Origin of the sequence: Pseudomonas syringae group sp. 243L2, assembly GCF_032587875.1 — a bacterium.
Lineage (GTDB): Bacteria > Pseudomonadota > Gammaproteobacteria > Pseudomonadales > Pseudomonadaceae > Aquipseudomonas > Aquipseudomonas amygdali.
This window is the reverse complement of the sequence record NZ_JAWHPL010000021.1, coordinates 622939-639218: the sequence shown is the minus strand read 5'-3', so window position 1 is coordinate 639218 and position 16280 is coordinate 622939. Positions and strand designations below refer to the sequence as shown.

The following is a 16280-nucleotide window of genomic DNA, read 5'->3' as shown; positions in this document are numbered from 1 at the left end:
AGCACTTTCCAGTCGGAGAGTGCTGTAACATGTCCCTCCGAAGTAGCAAAATGCCCTCATTCATGCCGCCAGTTCCCGTCGATGTTTCCCGCCTCCTCATTCCGGATGCCGCGCAGGTTTGCGCCTGGCTGACCGAGCACGCGGGTCTGAAAATGGCCGATCTGGAGCGGGCGCAACGTTTGCAGCAAGAGTCTGAAGGCACCGAGCTGCTCGGGCTGTTGACTCGTCTGGGTCTGGTTTCCGAATTTGAACTGGCCCGCGCATGGGCAGCCCTGTTGCAGGCACCGCTGCTACTTGCTGACGCTGTGCCGCCGCTGCTCGACCCCTTGCCGCCTTTGACCGAGCGCTTCATGCGCCACTATCAAGTCGTGCCCGTAGGCTGGAGCGATCAAGGGCTGCAAGTGCTCAGCGCCAACCCCGGTACGCTGTACCCGTTCCAGGCCATCGCTTATGCCTGCGAAGTGCCGGTGCGGCTGTCCATCGGGCCGCGCAATGAAGTCGAAACCCTTATTGAGCGTTATTACGGACAGGGTCGCTCGGCAATGGGCACCCTGATCGAGAACCTGGATGAGGAGGGCGGCTCGCTGGAAGACATCGAGCACCTTAAGGATCTGGCCTCCGAAGCGCCGGTCATTCGTCTGGTCAACCTGATTCTGCAACGCGCGGTCGAACAGCGTGCGTCAGACATTCATATCGAGCCGTTCGAGAGCCAGTTAAAAGTGCGCTATCGCATCGACGGCGTGTTGCATGAGGCCGAAGCGCCACCGTCCAGTTCTTCGGCGGCGGTTATTTCCCGGGTGAAGATCATGGCGCGGCTGGACATCGCCGAGCGTCGTTTGCCGCAGGATGGCCGGATCATGCTGCGCATCCAGGGCAAGGAGCTGGACCTGCGGGTGTCTACGGTGCCCACCAGCTTCGGCGAATCGGTGGTCATGCGTTTGCTGGACCGGCAGACCATCAATTTCGATTTCCCCAGCCTGGGTTTCGACGGCGAGCGGCTGGATGAATTTCTCGACGTGCTGGAGCGTCCGCACGGCATTCTGCTGGTCACCGGGCCGACCGGCTCCGGCAAGACCACCACTCTTTATACTGCGCTCTCACGGCTCAATACCGCCGAGCGCAAGATCATCACCGTCGAAGACCCGGTCGAGTATCAGCTCGAGGGCATCAATCAGATTCAGGTCAAGCCTTCCATCGGCCTGGACTTCGCCGGGGCACTGCGCTCCATCGTGCGTCAGGACCCGGATGTCATCATGATCGGTGAGATGCGCGACCTGGAAACCTGCCGCATCGCCATTCAGTCCTCGTTGACCGGTCACCTGGTGCTCTCGACCCTGCACACCAATAGTGCGGCGGCGAGTATTACCCGTCTGCTGGACATGGGCGTCGAAAGCTACCTGATCGCCTCGACGGTCAACGGCATTCTGGCCCAGCGTCTGGTCCGCCGTCTTGATCCGGCAACGCGTGAAGCCTTCGATGCGCCGCCGGAGTTGATTGCCGAGCACGGGCTGGAGCGCTTCACTGACGAACGCCCGATTCGCCTGTATCGCCCGCGTGCCGATGCACCTGGCGGCGGTTACCGGGGGCGCAGTGCAATCACCGAGTTGCTGGTTATGAACGAAGAGCTGCGCAGTCTGTTGATGCGCCACGCCGACGCTTCGACGCTGGAAGAGGCTGCCCGACGTGGCGGCTTGCGCACGCTGCATGAAGAGGGCCTGCGCCAGGCCGTGGCCGGGGTGACCTCGCTGGAGGAAGTGCTGCGCGTCACCCGAGGTGAAGGCACATGAGCCTGTTCAAGTACCGCGCACTGGATGCTCAAGGTGCGCCGCAGAACGGCACGCTGGAAGCCCGCGACCAGGATGCTGCAATCGCCGCGCTGCAAAAACGTGGCCTGATGGTCTTGCAGATTGACGCGGCCGGTATGGGCGGGTTGCGCCGCGCACTGGGCAGCGGCTTGCTCAATGGGGCAGCGCTGGTCAGTTTCACGCAGCAGCTCGCAACGTTGCTCGGTGCCGGACAGCCGTTGGAACGATCTCTTGGAATTCTGCTCAAACAGCCTGGACAACCGCAGACCAAGGCATTGATCGAGCGCATCCGCGAACAGGTCAAGGCCGGCAAGCCATTGTCCGTTGCGCTGGAAGAAGAGGGCACACAGTTTTCGCCACTTTATATAAGCATGGTCCGCGCCGGTGAAGCCGGGGGCGCGCTGGAAAGCACGCTGCGTCAATTGAGTGATTACCTTGAACGTAGCCAACTGCTGCGTGGCGAGGTCATCAACGCGCTGATCTATCCGGCCTTTCTAGTGGTCGGCGTACTGGGCTCGCTGGCCCTGTTGCTGGCCTATGTAGTGCCGCAGTTCGTACCGATCTTCAAGGATCTCGGCGTGCCGATTCCGTTGATCACCGAGGTCATTCTCAACCTCGGACAATTTTTGAGCAACTACGGCCTGGCTGTTCTGGCGAGCCTGATCGCGCTGATCTGGGGCATGGCCATTCGCATGCGCGACCCACAGCGCCGTGAACGCCGCGACCGCCGCATACTCGGCATTCGGGTAATCGGTCCCTTGCTGCAACGCATCGAAGCAGCGCGTCTGACTCGAACGCTTGGCACGCTGTTGACCAATGGAGTGGCGTTGTTGCAGGCGCTGGTGATCGCTCGCCAGGTCTGCACCAACCGCGCCTTGCAGGCGCAGGTGGAGCAGGCTGCCGAGTCGGTGAAGGGCGGCGGCACGCTGGCCAGTGCGTTCGGCGCGCAACCGCTGCTGCCGGATCTGGCGCTGCAAATGATCGAGGTCGGCGAACAGGCGGGCGAACTGGACACCATGCTGATGAAGGTCGCCGATGTGTTCGACGTCGAGGCCAAGCGCGGTATCGACCGCATGCTGGCCGCGCTCGTACCGGCGCTGACGGTGGTGATGGCGGGCATGGTCGCGGTGATCATGCTGGCGATCATGCTGCCGCTGATGAGCCTGACCAGCAATATCTGAATCCATGAAAGAGGAAACCACTCCGATGACTTTTAGCCGCACACGCTTCAAACCCGCACGCCGACAGGGCGGTTTCACTTTGCTGGAAATGCTCGCCGTTATTGTATTGCTGGGCATCGTTGCGACCATCGTCGTGCGTCAGGTGGGCGGCAACGTCGACAAGGGCAAATACGGCGCAGGCAAGGCTCAGTTGGCCAGCCTGGGCATGAAGATCGAAAGCTATGCGCTGGACGTCGGTTCGCCACCCAAGACTTTGCAGCAATTGACCGAGAGACCGGGCAACGCCTCGAACTGGAATGGCCCTTACGCCAAGCCTTCGGACCTTAAAGACCCGTTCGGCCACGCGTTCGGCTACCGCTTCCCGGGCCAGCACGGCAGTTTCGACCTGATTTTCTACGGCCAGGACGGTCAGCCGGGCGGCGAAGGGTACAGCGCCGACCTGGGCAACTGGGAGTAACGTTCAGCATGAGAACGCCTGTCGCAAGCCGGGGTTTTACCCTCATGGAAATGCTGGTAGTGCTGGTGTTGATGAGCATTGCCGTCGGTCTGGTGGGTTTCGGTCTGCAACAGGGTTTGAGTACCGCCAGTGAGCGACGCGCGGTCGGCGACATGGTCGAGGCGCTAAGGGCAACCAGAGTGCGCGCGATTGTTACCGGTCAGCCTGCGCGCACCGAGTTCAATCTGCGCAAGGCGACTTTCAAGGCGCCCGGCAAGCGTGAGGTGCACTGGCCTGAAAATCTGCATGTGACCATGCAGACCGCGTCGGATCTCGGCTCGTCCGTGGAGTTCTACCCGGATGGCGGTTCCAGTGGCGGCAACGTGGTTGTCGCCGACGGCGACCGGCGCTGGCGTATTGATATTGGCTGGCTGACCGGTAGCGTTCAGGTACGGTCGCTTTAATGAAAACATCGCAGTCGGGGTTCACCCTGCTGGAGATGCTTGCTGCATTGACCGTCATGGCAGTGTGCAGCGGCGTTCTACTGGTTGCATTCGGGCAGAGCGCCCGCTCCCTGCAACAGGTGTCGCGCAGTGACCGGATCAGCCATGCAGCACGCACGATTATGGATCAGGAAAGCGCTGGCCTACTGGAAAACGGTACGCGTCAGGGAACACTCGCAGGCATCGACTGGACCCTGGATATCCGTCAACTGTCGGGTGCCAATGGTGAGGCACGGATGTTTCGCCTCGACCTGATGCTCAGCGAGCACCAGCGCAAAGCGCAGTTCAGTACGCTTAAACTGCGCGGCGCTGTCAGCGGGGCCGGATCATGACCCGTACCCAACGTGGTTTCACGCTGCTGGAAGTACTGTTGGTGATCAGTCTGTTGGGCGTGCTGCTGGTGTTGGTTGCGGGGGCGCTGCTGGGTGCCAACCGTGCGGTGCTCAAGGCCGAACGTTACACCGTGAACCTGGACGAAGTCCGCGCCGCGCAGGCGTTTCTGCGTAGCTCGATTGGTCAGGCCCTGCCGCTGGATACGTCTGCCGAAGACGACGTCAACAGCGGTTTTTTTGAAGGCTCGGCGCAGCAGTTGCGCTTTGTCGCCACGTTGCCCGGTGAGCTGGGCGGTGGCATACAGGTGCACAGCCTGGAACTTGGAGGGCCGCAAGGCCATCGGTCTTTGCAAGTGTCTTTTGCTCAGGTCCAGTCTGGTGCAAACGGCATTGCCCTGAAACCGTGGGGTGAGCCTCAGGTGTTGTTGCAAAACGTCGAGTCACTGACGTTCAGTTATCGCGGGCTGACTCCCAAGGGCAAGCCGACAGGCTGGATGGCCGAATGGCCCTGGCCGAATCGTTTGCCCGGTGCTGTAAGGATCGACCTGAAGACCAGCGGGGCGGTGAAGTGGGTTCCTGAAGTAGTCGCTTTGCGTCTGGACCTGTCCGGTGGGGCGGGCGGCGAATGAATATAGCCAGTCGACAGCAGCGTGGTGTTGCGCTGCTGGTGGTGCTTTGGGTGCTCGCGCTGTTGAGCCTGCTGCTCGGCGGGCTGGCTGGGTGGGTGCAACTGGAAAGCCGGCAGGCACTCTGGTTGCGCCAGAACACTCAGGCACTGATGGCCGCCGAAGCTGGCATGAATATGGCTGTGCAGGGTTTGCTTGATCCTGCGCAGCGCAAACGCTGGATTGCCGATGGGCGTCTGGTGTCGTTGCGGATGGATGATACGCAATTGCTCGTCAGCATCAGGAGCGAGCGCGGCAAGCTGGACCTCAACAGCGCGCCGGTGGCGGATATATCGCGGCTGTTGCAGGCCTGCGGCGCAGCTAAGAATCAGGCCAGCGGTATTGCCCAGGTGCTGGAAGAGCAGCGCAACGGCGGTCAGTCACCGTTGCGGGTGGTTGAGGAAGTACGCCAGTTGCCGGGCATGAGTCAGGCGCTTTATGCCCGGCTGCTGCCGGAAATAACATTATGGAGCGGCCTGGATCGGCCCGACCCGGCATTCGCTTCGGCGTTGCTGCGACGGGCCTTGAACCTGCCGAACCAGAGCGCGGTCGGGGCCGATCCAGGTGAAGTGCTGGCCATCGACAGCCGCGCAGAACGACCGGGCGGTGTGACTGCCCTGTTACAAACCACTGTTTTATTGAGCCCATCGGAGGGAGGCGCACAGCCCTACAGGGTGTTGCGTTGGCAAGAATGAATTCATCAGTTTCTGCACGTCTGGCGCCTGTCTACGCGTTACGCGAACAGGTCGCCCGGCAGTGGCGTGGCAGTCCGGCGCAACACGGTTGGCAATGGTGGGTCGCGGAGCTTCGCGCCTGCCTGCCGCCGCGTGTGCGTCGCTGGCTGGGCCGCGAGACCCTGGAGCAGGCGCACTTCTGGCCGCTGGTCGAGCCGCTGCCCGATGCATCGCCTCAGGCACGACGCGTGTTGTTGCTGCCAGCGTCGGCGGTGCTGGTGCAGCCCCTGCAACTGCCAGCTGCCGCGGCGCGCAATCTGTCGACTGTCGTCGGTTACGAGCTGGACCGCTTCACCCCGTTCGACGCTGGCCAGTTGTATTTTGTGGCCCGTCAGGACAGTCGCAGCGCCAGCTTTGTGCAGGTCACACTGGTGGCGATATTGCGCGAGCGGCTGGACGCGATACTCAGTGAGTGCGCCGAGCGCGGTTTGCGTCCCGATGCGGTAGATGTCGTCACTGACATGGGGACTGCCGGGCAGCGCATGGGCATCGATCTGTTGCCGATGCCACTGCGCCCGCAGCAATCGCACTCCGGTCATCGTTTGCAGCGCTGGCTGCTCTGGCTGTGTGCCGGTTTGCTGCTGAGCGCCATGCTGTTGTGGCTGAATGACCGGCAGAGTCTGCTCGATGACATGCAGGCCAGTGTCCAGGCGCAGAAGGCCCAGGTGGGTGAGATTCAACAGCTGCGTCAACAGTTGACCAACACGCTGGGCGCAGCCAATTACCTGATCCGCCGCAAGGCTGCGCAACCGCCGCTGTCGGCGCTGCTCAGTGAATTGACCGCTTGCCTGCCTTCGGACACCTGGATCGAGCATCTGGAAATCAGTGACAGCGCCGAAGTTGCGTTTTCCGGGCAAAGCGCCAAGGCCAGTGCCCTGATCGGCCGCGTCAAGGATTGTCACAGTCTGGACAACGCGCAGTTTCAGGGCGTGATCCAGCCCGACACCAAGACCGGCAAGGATCAGTATTCACTGCGTGCCCATTTGCACCAGAACCAGCATCAGGAGAACGCCGATGCGCCGTCCACTGACAAGCCGTGAGCGGCGGGGCGCGGCCCTGATGATTCTTGCCTTGGTGCTGTGCCTGGCTTATTGGCTGTTGATCGACAGTTGGTTCGCCGGACCCTTGCGCGACATCAGCGAGCAGACCGACCAGTTGCGCGAACAGCAGCAGCGTTACGCCGGCCTTCTGCAGCAGGGCGACTCATTGCGTGAGCAATTGGAACAGGCCCGTCGTGACCCGGCCAGCAGCACCAGCTTGTTGCCGGGCGAAGACCCGAGCGCTGTGGCGGCGGATCTGATGCAGCGTATTGCCGACCTGATCAGCAGTCAGGCCAGCACCGGCGGCGGCTGCGAGCTGACCCAACGCATGCCGATCACGCCAGAGCAGGACAGCGCCGAGCCGTATCGGCAGGTCAAGGTCAGCCTGACCCTGAACTGCGCCATCGAACCACTGACGGCCATTCTGCATGCGCTGGAGTACCAGCGCCCGTTTCTGTTCATTGACGAGATGAGTATGCGTCGTGATGCCAATGCTCCGGCCAGCGGTGCCGCCGGCAAACTGGTGGTGCACCTGCTGGTGCGCGGCTACCTGCAACCGGCCAGCGCCGGGGAGGGTGAGCAATGATCGGTTCCTTACGCCCGCTGGAGTGGTCGCTACTGGCTCTGGCCGCGCTGCTGGCGGGGCTGATCGCCCTGATTTTCAGTGGCGCTGCACACTCGCCCGACTGGCTGCCGGAGCAGGCACCGCGCAACCCGATCGATCAGAAGGCGCAGACCCACAATGCGCCGTCGGCGACGCTGGACAGCCTGGCCAATACCTGGAAAACCCCGCTGTTCAGTCCTGACCGCAGCCCGGATGTGGCGGTTCGCAAAGCCGACGCGCAGGCCACTAGCCTGGCCGGCCTGACCCTGACCGGGGTGATCATGGACGGCTCGCTGCGTGTCGCACTGATCAAACAAGCCAGCGGTCCAGCGTTGAAGATCCGTCAGGGCGATCGCCTGCCCAACGGCTGGACGCTGGACCGTCTGGAGCCTACCCAGGCCACCTTTCAACTCGATGGCCGTACGCAAATGCTACGCCTGCCCGCGTTGCGTCTGCCGCCGCCGTCGAGTACACCGCCGATTACCTTAACCAACGATTCCACCCTGTGATGGGTACCTTTTCTGGAGTTTCTGCCATCGCTACCTTGCGCACACCCTTGCTTTGCCTGGCTACCGCCGTCGCCCTAGGCGGCTGCGCGTCAAAGCCCGACACTCTCGATCCCGACAATGGCATGCTGCAGGAAGCGCTCCAGGGAACCGGTTCACAACGCCCGCCGGTAGACCCGCGCAGCGAACGACCGCCAGTCGAGCCACCTTCACAGCAACCGGCGAGCTCGCCGCAGCGCCAGATCATCAAGGGCAACCAGCGTTTCATCCGCCAGCCCGCTGCTGCTCCGGCGGCGCGTCCGGCCGAAACCGGTGACATCGTCTTCAATTTCACCAATCAGCCGATTCAGGCGGTGATCAACAGCATCATGGGTGATCTGCTGCACGAGAATTACAGCATTGCCCAAGGTGTAAAGGGCGATGTCAGCTTCTCGACCTCCAAGCCGGTCAACAAGCAGCAAGCGTTGTCGATTCTTGAAACGTTGCTGTCCTGGACCGACAACGCCATGATCAAACAGGGCAATCGCTATGTGATCCTGCCCTCGAATCAGGCCGTTGCCGGCAAGCTGGTGCCGGAAATGCCGGTGGCGCAACCGTCGGCGGGCATGTCGGCGCGGTTGTTTCCGTTGCGTTATATCTCGGCGACCGAAATGCAGAAGCTGCTCAAGCCGTTCGCCCGGGAAAACGCGTTCCTGCTGGTTGATCCGGCGCGCAATGTACTGAGCCTGGCGGGTACGCCCGAAGAGCTGTCCAACTATCAGGACACCATCGACACGTTCGATGTGGACTGGCTCAAGGGCATGTCGGTCGGCGTATTCGGTCTGCAACGTGCCTCGGTCGGTGAACTGATGCCTGAGTTGCAGAAAATGTTCGGTCCGGAGAGCGGCATGCCGCTGGCGGGCATGGTGCGTTTCCTGCCGATCGAGCGGACCAATTCGGTGGTGGCGATTTCCTCGCAGCCTGAATACCTGCGCGAAGTCGGCGAGTGGATTCATACCATCGATGAAGGCGGCGGTAACGAGCCGCAGATGTACGTGTACGACGTGCGCAACATGAAAGCTACCGATCTGGCCAAATACCTGCGGCAGATCTACGGGTCGGGTGCCATCAAGGAAGACTCGGCAGCCAAGGTCGCGCCGGGGCTGCGCACCACCACCTTGTCATCGCTCAACTCCAATGGCGGCAGCGGTGTTGGCGGCATGAGCAGTTCCAACGGGCTGGGCAGCAACGGCGGTGGCATGAGTAATGGCGGCGGCTTTGGCAACAGCCAGGGCATGAACAACAGCCAGAACAGTGGCGACAGTGAATCCGAGAGCGACGATCAGAGCGGCGGTGAATCGGATTCGGCCAGCCAGGAAGGTGGAGGCGCGAACGGCAACAGCAAGTCGCTGGACGCCAGCACGCGCATCACTGCGCAGAAGAGCAGCAACCAGTTGCTGGTACGCACCCGTCCGGCGCAGTGGAAGGAAATCGAGTCGGCGATCAAGCGCCTCGACAATCCGCCGCTACAAGTACAAATCGAGACGCGCATTCTGGAAGTCTCGCTGACTGGCGAGCTGGACATGGGCGTGCAGTGGTATCTGGGACGCTTGGCGGGCAACTCGGGTACAACCGGCAACGTTACCAACACTGCGGGCAGTCAGGGTGCGATTGGTACCGGCGGGGCTGCGCTTGCTTCTACTGACGCGTTCTTCTACTCCTTTGTCAGCAACAACTTGCAGGTCGCCTTACGTGCGCTGGAAACCAATGGTCGAACCCAGGTCCTGTCGGCACCATCGCTGGTGGTGATGAACAACCAGCAGGCGCAGATTCAGGTCGGCGACAACATCCCGATCAGCCAGACTTCGATCAACACTAACACCTCCACCAACACCACATTGAGCAGCGTCGAATATGTGCAGACCGGTGTGATTCTCGACGTCGTGCCGCGCATCAATCCGGGCGGACTGGTGTACATGGACATTCAGCAGCAGGTCAGTAGCGCCGACACCAATTCCACTAACAACGACGCCAACGGCAATCCGCGTATCTCCACGCGCTCTGTCGCTACGCAGGTGGCCGCGCAGAGTGGCCAGACCGTGCTGCTGGGCGGTTTGATCAAGCAGGATAACGCCGAGACGGTCAACGCTGTGCCGTATCTGGGACGCATTCCGGGCTTGAGGTGGCTGTTCGGCAGTACCAGTAAGTCCAAGGGCCGTACCGAGCTGATCGTGCTGATCACGCCGCGAGTCATCACCAGCAGTAGCCAGGCACGTCAGGTGACGGATGACTACCGTCAGCAGATGCAGTTGATCAAGCCGGAAGTTTCGCGGACCAGCATGCAGAACTGAGGCTGTGTCAGTTTCTGCTTCCGAGCCCACTCACGACGCTGCTTGCTGGCAGCGTCAAACAGAGGTCATGAACCGATGCTGAAATTTTTCACTGCCTTGCTGTTTGCCGTTGCCGGCATGGCGCAGGCGCAGGACACCCTGCACACTGATCTGCCGCTGGATTACCTGGCACAGGTCAACGTCGAAACCCCGAACCGGCCGCTGGTGATCTTCATTCATGGCTACGGCAGTAATGCGGCTGACTTGTTCGGGCTCAAGGAACATCTTCCGGCCGATTACAACTACCTGTCGGTGCAGGCTCCAGCGGAGTTGCGCGCTGACAGTTACAAGTGGTTCACCCAGAAACCAGGCGTGCCTGACTACGATGGCGTGACCGAAGACCTCAAGAGCAGCGGCAAGCAGTTGAGCGCATTCATCACCCAGGCCACCGGCAAGTTCCACACGCAGCCGGGCAAGGTGTTTCTGGTCGGGTTCAGCCAGGGCGCGATGATGAGCTACGAAGTCGCCCTGCGTCAGCCCAAGCTGGTAGGGGGGATTGCGGCGTTGAGCGGGCGGTTGTTGCCGGTGGTGCAGTCCGAGCTAAAAGTCTCTGATGACCTCAAGCGACTGAACGTCTTCATCGGTCACGGGGTACAGGATCGCCAGGTGGCCTACGCCAGCGGCCCGCAAGCCGAAGCCACGCTGAAGTCGCTTGGCCTGTCACCGCAATTTCATGGGTATGAAGGGCTGGGGCACAGCATCAACGAAGCCGAAGTCATTGACCTGGCTAACTGGCTGCAGCAGTCAGTCCGGTAGCGAATACGTGCGTCGTCATACTCAAGACGACGCACCCTCTATGTTTGCTACTTAATTGACCTTGACCTCGTTGAACTTGAGCACGTTGTCCTTGTTCTCGCGATCACGGAAGGTCAGCTTCAAAGCAGGTGACTGCTTGACCCGGCCCTTGGCCGCTTCAAAGATCAGCGTCACGCGGGTAGGGACGTTACGGATCAACTGGAAGCTGTCCCAGCGGTCGTATTTCGCATCGCCGACACGCAGTTGCGAAAGGCCCAGAGCGCCGCCTGTTTCTTCGAACAGGCTGATCGGGTTCAGAAAACGGAAGTCGCGGTCTGTACTTTTGTTGGTCAGCTCCAGCATGCAGGTAGGCGACTGGCCATTCTGATCACAACCCAGCAACTCCATACTCACGTTGTCGACCGTCTCGGAGCGTTTGCCGAACAGGTTGGCGCTTTCATTCTCGGTGAACAGTGTTTGACCGCGGGCGAAATCGACCGAAGGTTTAGCGTATTCGCCGCCCAGTTTGAAGAACACCGCGCAGAGAAACAGTGACAGCGCCAGCCACACGCCGAGCTTGAGCGGCGATGGAAGCTTTCTGGCCATGATTGCGATGTACAGCCCGCTTATCACCATACCGGTGCCGACGATAATGACCAGTGTCTTCCAGTTGATGAAGTCAATGCTGAGGCCAAGAACGGCCGGGTCCGGGAAAAGGTAGGTGAAGATGCTCCAGATAGCCCCGATCATGCCGCTGATGCCGAGCGATATCCTGGCGAAAATCGCGGAAATTTTGCTTGTTCGTGGTGCTGCGTCCATTGCTGTTTTGCCTTGTTCGGGTTGCGCAAGTGCGTACCGATGCGCTTGAAAAGCAGTATCGGCGGATTCGGGGCCTTGGGATGAGGCGTCTGTACAATCCGTGTTCAATCGCGCAGATCCAGAGGTGCCGGATACGCGAGCCTTGAGGTGCGAGAGAGCCAGAAGGGCGATGAGCCATGCCATCGCCGCGGCATTATCCTGCAAATCAGTTACAAAGTGCAGCGTTTACGCATTCTGCCTGGATCGATCCCTGAGCAGCGCCAGCAAGGCAGTCAACGGCAGCACCGTGCCTGCGATCAGCACCCAGGTCCAGCCGCCATGATCAAACAACGGGCTGGCCACCGCCGAGCCAATCGCGCCGCCGATGAAAATGCTGGTCATGTACAGGGCGTTGAGCCGGCTGCGGCTGGCGGCATCCAGTGCATAGACGGTTCGCTGGCCCAACACCATGCTGGTCTGCACGCAGAAATCCAGCACCACGCCCGTTACCGCAAGGCCTATCACGCTGTAGGCAGGATGAATAAGGCCCGGAAGAAAGCTCAGTGCACCGAACAGAAGTGCGCCCAAAGACGCGATGCGGGTGTAACCGGCGTCTGCCAGGCGTCCGCTGATGGGTGCCGCAATGGCACCGATTGCGCCGATCAGGGCAAAGATCGCGATCTGGCTTTGCGACAGCCCGTGATTGCGTGACAGCTCCAGGGGTACGGCGGTCCAGAACAGACTGAAGGTCGCGAACATACATGCCTGATAAAGAGCCCGCTGGCGCAGCACCGGCTGGGTGCGCAAAAGCGTCCAGAGCGAGAACAGCAACTGGCCGTAGGATGCACGATGATCCGGAACGCGTTTGGGCATGGTGGTTGCCAGCACCACACTGATACCGATCATCACCACGGCAGCTGCCCCGAACACTGCGCGCCAGCCGAAATGGTCGGCCACCAGACTGGCAATCGGCCGCGCCAGCAGAATCCCCAGCAACAGCCCGCCCATGATTCCGCCCACCACTCTGCCGCGGGATTCTTCCGGTGCCAGATGCGCCGCCAGCGGGATCAGCATCTGCACCGACACCGAACTGAAACCCACCAGCAGCGACACCAGCAGAAACAGATTCGGCTGCTCGGCAAACGCAGCGCCCAGCAGGCTGAGCACCGCAACCGCAGTGGTGATCAGCATCAGCCTGCGGTTCTCCAGCAAATCCCCCAGTGGCACCAGAAAGAACAAGCCCAGCGCATAACCGATCTGCGTTAACGAAACGATCAGACTCGCCGCCGTACTCGACAGCCCGATGTCCGGGGCAATCAGCTCGATGATCGGCTGCGCATAGTAGATGTTGGCGACAATCGCGCCGCAGCAGAAGGCAAACAGCATGACCATGGCCGGGGTCATGCTCACGGCTTTGTGCGCCGCGTGGGACGAGTGGGGCATGAGGATTCTCGCTTGAGCGTATACCTGACAGGCACGCGAGGCGCATCTGTCAGACGGGTTTTTGACTGATGGCAAGCAGGCTAACGGTTTTGTCGGGGATTAAGTAGGTGCGGCGAGTTGATACAGGATATTTCCAGGAATGATGATTTGATGTAAGTCGTTTTATGGCGAGGTCTTCACGGAGCGTGCAGGAGTGCCATAATGCCGACCGTCAGTGTGTTCTGGATCAATCCCCTCAGAGACCTTCATGGAAATCAAAAGCTTCAGGCTCGTTAATGTGGGGCGTTTCAGCGATCTTGAAGTCGCTCTGGCGCCTACCGAAAGATATGCGTCGAAGGTGACCGTGCTGGTCGGCAATAATGGAGCGGGGAAGACTACGCTGCTCAAGTCTGTCGCTACATCGTTGAGCTGGTTGGTGGCGAGAGTCAGGACGCCGAAAGGTGCTGGCAGTCGTATCGATGAGGGTATGGTTCAGAACGGCACCGCTACCTCCTCGATTACCATTCGGATAGAGGATGTGTTGATTTCGGATGACGAGATCAATCCACTTGAATCTGAATGGGCAATTACCGCTACTCGGAAAGGCCGAAACGCCACCTCATCCACAGTATTAAGCGAGCTCAACAGACTTGCTGATGGCTATCGCTCAAAGTTGACTGAAAAAAGTGATACGTCTCTTCCTCTTCTGGCTTTCTACCCCGTCGAGCGCTCTGTCATCGAGATACCGCTCAAAGTCCACGCCAGACATACCTTTGATCAACTCGACGGCTACGACAACGCCTTGGGGCGTGGCGTGGATTTTCGCCGCTTTTTCGAGTGGTTTCGGGAGCGCGAAGACAGCGAGAATGAAACGGGTATCTCGACAGAGTTGCTGAATGAGCTGTCTCAAAAGATCTTGATTGATACAGAACTCTGGAAAGTGCTGACCAGGGAGCATGCCTCTTCACGTGACCGCCAGCTGACTGCGGTCAGAACTGCGGTTGAGGCGTTCATGCCAGGTTTCACAAAACTGCGTGTCAAGCGTAAGCCGCGCTTGCACATGGCTATTGATAAAGAAGGCAAGACGCTAAACGTATCCCAGCTGTCCCAAGGCGAAAAATCGATGATGGCGCTCGTCGGCGACATCGCCAGACGCCTCGCCATGATGAACCCGGCGCTGGAAAACCCATTACACGGCAATGGCATCGTCCTGATCGACGAAGTTGATCTGCACCTGCACCCCAAATGGCAACGCAGTCTCATCGCACAACTCACTACAACGTTCCCCAATTGCCAGTTCCTCCTGACCACGCATTCGCCGTTGGTCATCAGCGACAGCAAGGATGTGCTGGTGTACGTCATGGACAATGGCGAGTTACATGAGCAGGACAGTCTTTATGGCCTTGATGCCAATCAGGTGCTGTCGAGTGTCATGGACACTGATATTCGAAATGAGGAGATTCAAACAGTTCTGGATAAACTGCAGCACTTTTTGATGAGAGGAGAGCTCGATGAGGCTCGGACGCTCTACGCAGGGTTGACTGACGAACTACCTGCAAATCACATCGAACTGGCGAAAGCTTCGCTGCTGATTCGTAAGCTGGAAGTGCGCCGTGAGAAAGATTGAAAAGGGAAGTCTCGCGGTGCTGGAAAAATGGAAGCGCGCGAACAAGGGAAAGAAATACGGCGACCTGGTGGGGCATGAAGATATAAAGGATGCCATTCGCCACGCCTGTGTCACTGAGCAGCATGGCTTGTGCGCCTATTGCTGCTGCAGGATCACCGCAGAGAAAGGCAGTGCCTGCAATGAACATGTTGAAGCGCAGCATCTAGCACCGCATCGCACTTTGGATTTCGGCAATATTGTCGCGAGCTGCACTAACGCCAAGCGGTGTGACAAGGCTCATGGCCGTCAGCTTTTGCCGCTTACGCCGCTGATGATCGAATGTGAAAAAGAGTTGCAGTTTGAGCTTTCGGGCCTGGTGGCAGGCACCACGCTTCGGGCGTGCGCAAGTATCAACGTGCTCAATTTAGGCGATACCCATGAGTCGAACCGGGGTCTTGTGGGAGAGCGCAAGCAGATGATTGATGCGCTGCTGTTTTCTTGCAGCATTGACCCTGCTGAGCTGTTTATTGAGGAAGATGATGTTCTCGATCTGTTAAAAAATGACCTGCTTGAGGTAGATGCTCAGCAGTTTCTTCAGCCCTTTTCTCCGGTTTTGGTGAATGTAATTATCGGCATCCAACGCGCTCGTCAGCGTTGACCAAGGCTATTTCCGCACCACCAAGAAACCTTTTGAATTCATATCCTTGATCTGACGTCCTGACTATCGGCCCTTGACGCCCAACGGCGACGTGCCAATAATCCGCTCAAATATTCATATATATGACTGGATAACTACAACAATGAACAAGCTCTCCAGCGACGAACGCCTTCCGCTTTATCAACGCCTGCGCGACAGTCTGGCCGAACAGATTGCCAATAATCGTTGGCGTCCGGGTGAAGCCATTCCTACTGAAGCGGCGCTGTCCGCTGAGTATTGCCTGTCCACCGGCACCGTGCGCAAGGCCATTGATCTGCTGGTCAGCGACAACGTTCTGGAGCGCCAGCAGGGGCGTGGCACGTTTATTCGGCGTGCCGGGTTTCAGTCGTCGCTGTTTCGTTTTTTCCGTTTTCAGACCGAAGCGGGCGAGCGCCGTGTGCCGGAAAGCCGGATTTTATCAATAGAGCCTGTGGCTGCGCCTTCAGCGGTCAGTCAGGCGCTGGGTCTGGTGGCCAATGCGCCGGTCATTCGGATGATCCGGCTGCGCTTGCTGGATGGTCAGCCGGTGCTGGCTGAAGAAATCTGGCTGCCTCGGATCCGCTTCCAGGCGTTGCTGGATCTGGATCTCGATACTCAGGGGCCGTTGCTTTATCCGATCTATGAAGAGGCTTGCGGTCAGGTTGTGGCTTATGCGCAAGAGAGCCTGACGGCTGAAGCGGTCAACGAGGTGTACGGCCGGTTGCTGCAGGTTTCGGCCGGCAGCCCGGTAGTGGTCATTGAACGACTGGCGCGTAATTACGCCGGTGAACCTCTGGAGTGGCGACGTTCACGAGGGCACGCCAGCCATTTCCGCTACAGCGTGGAAATTCGCTGAGCGCACTGCAAT

At 59.7% G+C, this 16280-nt stretch carries 17 protein-coding genes; 15 read left to right on the top strand and 2 right to left on the bottom strand.

The window, feature by feature from the left end:
• The first annotated feature begins 62 nt into the window (after window positions 1-62).
• The 12 genes from gspE to RYB66_RS15755 all read left to right on the top strand — a co-directional run bounded on the left by gspE (window position 63) and on the right by RYB66_RS15755 (window position 10931).
• A complete protein-coding gene (gene gspE / locus RYB66_RS15810) occupies window positions 63-1787 on the top strand; it encodes a type II secretion system ATPase GspE (RefSeq protein WP_004665672.1) in 1725 nt (574 codons plus the stop codon).
• Window positions 1784-2986 (top strand): type II secretion system inner membrane protein GspF, encoded by a 1203-nt coding sequence (gspF, locus tag RYB66_RS15805; RefSeq protein ID WP_002553964.1) that lies wholly within the window; start codon window positions 1784-1786, stop codon window positions 2984-2986. The genes gspE and gspF overlap by 4 nt, the downstream gene beginning before the upstream one ends.
• Window positions 2987-3011: 25 nt before the next feature.
• A complete protein-coding gene (gene gspG, locus RYB66_RS15800; RefSeq protein ID WP_002553963.1) occupies window positions 3012-3443 on the top strand; it encodes a type II secretion system major pseudopilin GspG in 432 nt (143 codons plus the stop codon).
• Between the two features lie 8 nt (window positions 3444-3451).
• Window positions 3452-3886, top strand: a complete 435-nt coding sequence (locus RYB66_RS15795; RefSeq protein WP_002553962.1) for a prepilin-type N-terminal cleavage/methylation domain-containing protein — start codon at window positions 3452-3454, stop codon at window positions 3884-3886.
• Window positions 3886-4257 carry a type II secretion system protein gene (locus RYB66_RS15790; RefSeq protein WP_005745670.1) on the top strand — a complete coding sequence of 124 codons (372 nt, stop codon included), beginning with the start codon at window positions 3886-3888 and terminating at the stop codon, window positions 4255-4257. Before RYB66_RS15795 ends, RYB66_RS15790 begins: the two co-directional genes overlap by 1 nt.
• Window positions 4254-4886, top strand: a complete 633-nt coding sequence (locus RYB66_RS15785; RefSeq protein ID WP_002553960.1) for a prepilin-type N-terminal cleavage/methylation domain-containing protein — start codon at window positions 4254-4256, stop codon at window positions 4884-4886. The genes RYB66_RS15790 and RYB66_RS15785 overlap by 4 nt, the downstream gene beginning before the upstream one ends.
• Window positions 4883-5617 carry a general secretion pathway protein GspK gene (locus RYB66_RS15780; protein ID WP_004665668.1) on the top strand — a complete coding sequence of 245 codons (735 nt, stop codon included), beginning with the start codon at window positions 4883-4885 and terminating at the stop codon, window positions 5615-5617. The genes RYB66_RS15785 and RYB66_RS15780 overlap by 4 nt, the downstream gene beginning before the upstream one ends.
• Window positions 5614-6696 carry a type II secretion system protein GspL gene (locus RYB66_RS15775; protein ID WP_005780074.1) on the top strand — a complete coding sequence of 361 codons (1083 nt, stop codon included), beginning with the start codon at window positions 5614-5616 and terminating at the stop codon, window positions 6694-6696. The genes RYB66_RS15780 and RYB66_RS15775 overlap by 4 nt, the downstream gene beginning before the upstream one ends.
• Window positions 6671-7282 carry a type II secretion system protein GspM gene (gene gspM / locus RYB66_RS15770; RefSeq protein ID WP_005745668.1) on the top strand — a complete coding sequence of 204 codons (612 nt, stop codon included), beginning with the start codon at window positions 6671-6673 and terminating at the stop codon, window positions 7280-7282. Before RYB66_RS15775 ends, gspM begins: the two co-directional genes overlap by 26 nt.
• Complete coding sequence (locus RYB66_RS15765) at window positions 7279-7809, top strand: type II secretion system protein N (protein WP_002553956.1); 531 nt, start codon at window positions 7279-7281, stop codon at window positions 7807-7809. Before gspM ends, RYB66_RS15765 begins: the two co-directional genes overlap by 4 nt.
• Window positions 7809-10136: a type II secretion system secretin GspD gene (gene gspD, locus RYB66_RS15760; RefSeq protein ID WP_005745666.1), complete on the top strand. Its 2328-nt coding sequence runs from the start codon at window positions 7809-7811 to the stop codon at window positions 10134-10136. The genes RYB66_RS15765 and gspD overlap by 1 nt, the downstream gene beginning before the upstream one ends.
• Before the next feature lie 75 nt (window positions 10137-10211).
• Window positions 10212-10931, top strand: coding sequence for an alpha/beta hydrolase (locus RYB66_RS15755; protein ID WP_316894843.1), 720 nt, complete (start codon window positions 10212-10214; stop codon window positions 10929-10931).
• A 51-nt stretch (window positions 10932-10982) separates the two neighbouring features.
• Here the strand turns inward: RYB66_RS15755 and RYB66_RS15750 are convergent, their stop codons facing one another.
• Both RYB66_RS15750 and RYB66_RS15745 read right to left on the bottom strand, forming a co-directional pair.
• On the bottom strand, window positions 10983-11729 hold the full coding sequence (locus tag RYB66_RS15750; RefSeq protein ID WP_005745663.1) for a hypothetical protein: 747 nt from the start codon (window positions 11727-11729) through the stop codon (window positions 10983-10985).
• 225 nt (window positions 11730-11954) lie between these two features.
• Complete coding sequence (locus RYB66_RS15745) at window positions 11955-13151, bottom strand: MFS transporter (protein ID WP_316894842.1); 1197 nt, start codon at window positions 13149-13151, stop codon at window positions 11955-11957.
• Between the two features lie 247 nt (window positions 13152-13398).
• Between RYB66_RS15745 and RYB66_RS15740 the strand changes: the two genes are divergently transcribed.
• The 3 genes from RYB66_RS15740 (at window position 13399) to RYB66_RS15730 (ending at window position 16268) form a co-directional block, all read left to right on the top strand.
• A complete protein-coding gene (locus tag RYB66_RS15740) occupies window positions 13399-14757 on the top strand; it encodes an AAA family ATPase (RefSeq protein ID WP_005780080.1) in 1359 nt (452 codons plus the stop codon).
• Window positions 14744-15394 (top strand): hypothetical protein, encoded by a 651-nt coding sequence (locus RYB66_RS15735; RefSeq protein ID WP_016982205.1) that lies wholly within the window; start codon window positions 14744-14746, stop codon window positions 15392-15394. Before RYB66_RS15740 ends, RYB66_RS15735 begins: the two co-directional genes overlap by 14 nt.
• Before the next feature lie 142 nt (window positions 15395-15536).
• On the top strand, window positions 15537-16268 hold the full coding sequence (locus RYB66_RS15730) for a GntR family transcriptional regulator (RefSeq protein ID WP_316894840.1): 732 nt from the start codon (window positions 15537-15539) through the stop codon (window positions 16266-16268).
• Window positions 16269-16280: the final 12 nt, after the last annotated feature.

Bases quoted from the DNA above. Each gene is read 5' to 3' on its own strand.
- RYB66_RS15795 (WP_002553962.1), top strand. From the start codon at position 3,452: ATGAGAACGCCTGTCGCAAGCCGGGGTTTTACCCTCATGGAAATGCTG.
- RYB66_RS15740 (WP_005780080.1), top strand. From the start codon at position 13,399: ATGGAAATCAAAAGCTTCAGGCTCGTTAATGTGGGGCGTTTCAGCGAT.
- RYB66_RS15780 (WP_004665668.1), top strand. From the start codon at position 4,883: ATGAATATAGCCAGTCGACAGCAGCGTGGTGTTGCGCTGCTGGTGGTG.
- RYB66_RS15775 (WP_005780074.1), top strand. From the start codon at position 5,614: ATGAATTCATCAGTTTCTGCACGTCTGGCGCCTGTCTACGCGTTACGC.
- RYB66_RS15755 (WP_316894843.1), top strand. From the start codon at position 10,212: ATGCTGAAATTTTTCACTGCCTTGCTGTTTGCCGTTGCCGGCATGGCG.
- RYB66_RS15745 (WP_316894842.1), bottom strand. From the start codon at position 13,151: ATGCCCCACTCGTCCCACGCGGCGCACAAAGCCGTGAGCATGACCCCG.
- gspF (WP_002553964.1), top strand. From the start codon at position 1,784: ATGAGCCTGTTCAAGTACCGCGCACTGGATGCTCAAGGTGCGCCGCAG.
- gspD (WP_005745666.1), top strand. From the start codon at position 7,809: ATGGGTACCTTTTCTGGAGTTTCTGCCATCGCTACCTTGCGCACACCC.
- RYB66_RS15750 (WP_005745663.1), bottom strand. From the start codon at position 11,729: ATGGACGCAGCACCACGAACAAGCAAAATTTCCGCGATTTTCGCCAGG.
- gspM (WP_005745668.1), top strand. From the start codon at position 6,671: ATGCGCCGTCCACTGACAAGCCGTGAGCGGCGGGGCGCGGCCCTGATG.
- RYB66_RS15790 (WP_005745670.1), top strand. From the start codon at position 3,886: ATGAAAACATCGCAGTCGGGGTTCACCCTGCTGGAGATGCTTGCTGCA.
- RYB66_RS15765 (WP_002553956.1), top strand. From the start codon at position 7,279: ATGATCGGTTCCTTACGCCCGCTGGAGTGGTCGCTACTGGCTCTGGCC.
- RYB66_RS15730 (WP_316894840.1), top strand. From the start codon at position 15,537: ATGAACAAGCTCTCCAGCGACGAACGCCTTCCGCTTTATCAACGCCTG.
- RYB66_RS15785 (WP_002553960.1), top strand. From the start codon at position 4,254: ATGACCCGTACCCAACGTGGTTTCACGCTGCTGGAAGTACTGTTGGTG.
- gspG (WP_002553963.1), top strand. From the start codon at position 3,012: ATGACTTTTAGCCGCACACGCTTCAAACCCGCACGCCGACAGGGCGGT.
- gspE (WP_004665672.1), top strand. From the start codon at position 63: ATGCCGCCAGTTCCCGTCGATGTTTCCCGCCTCCTCATTCCGGATGCC.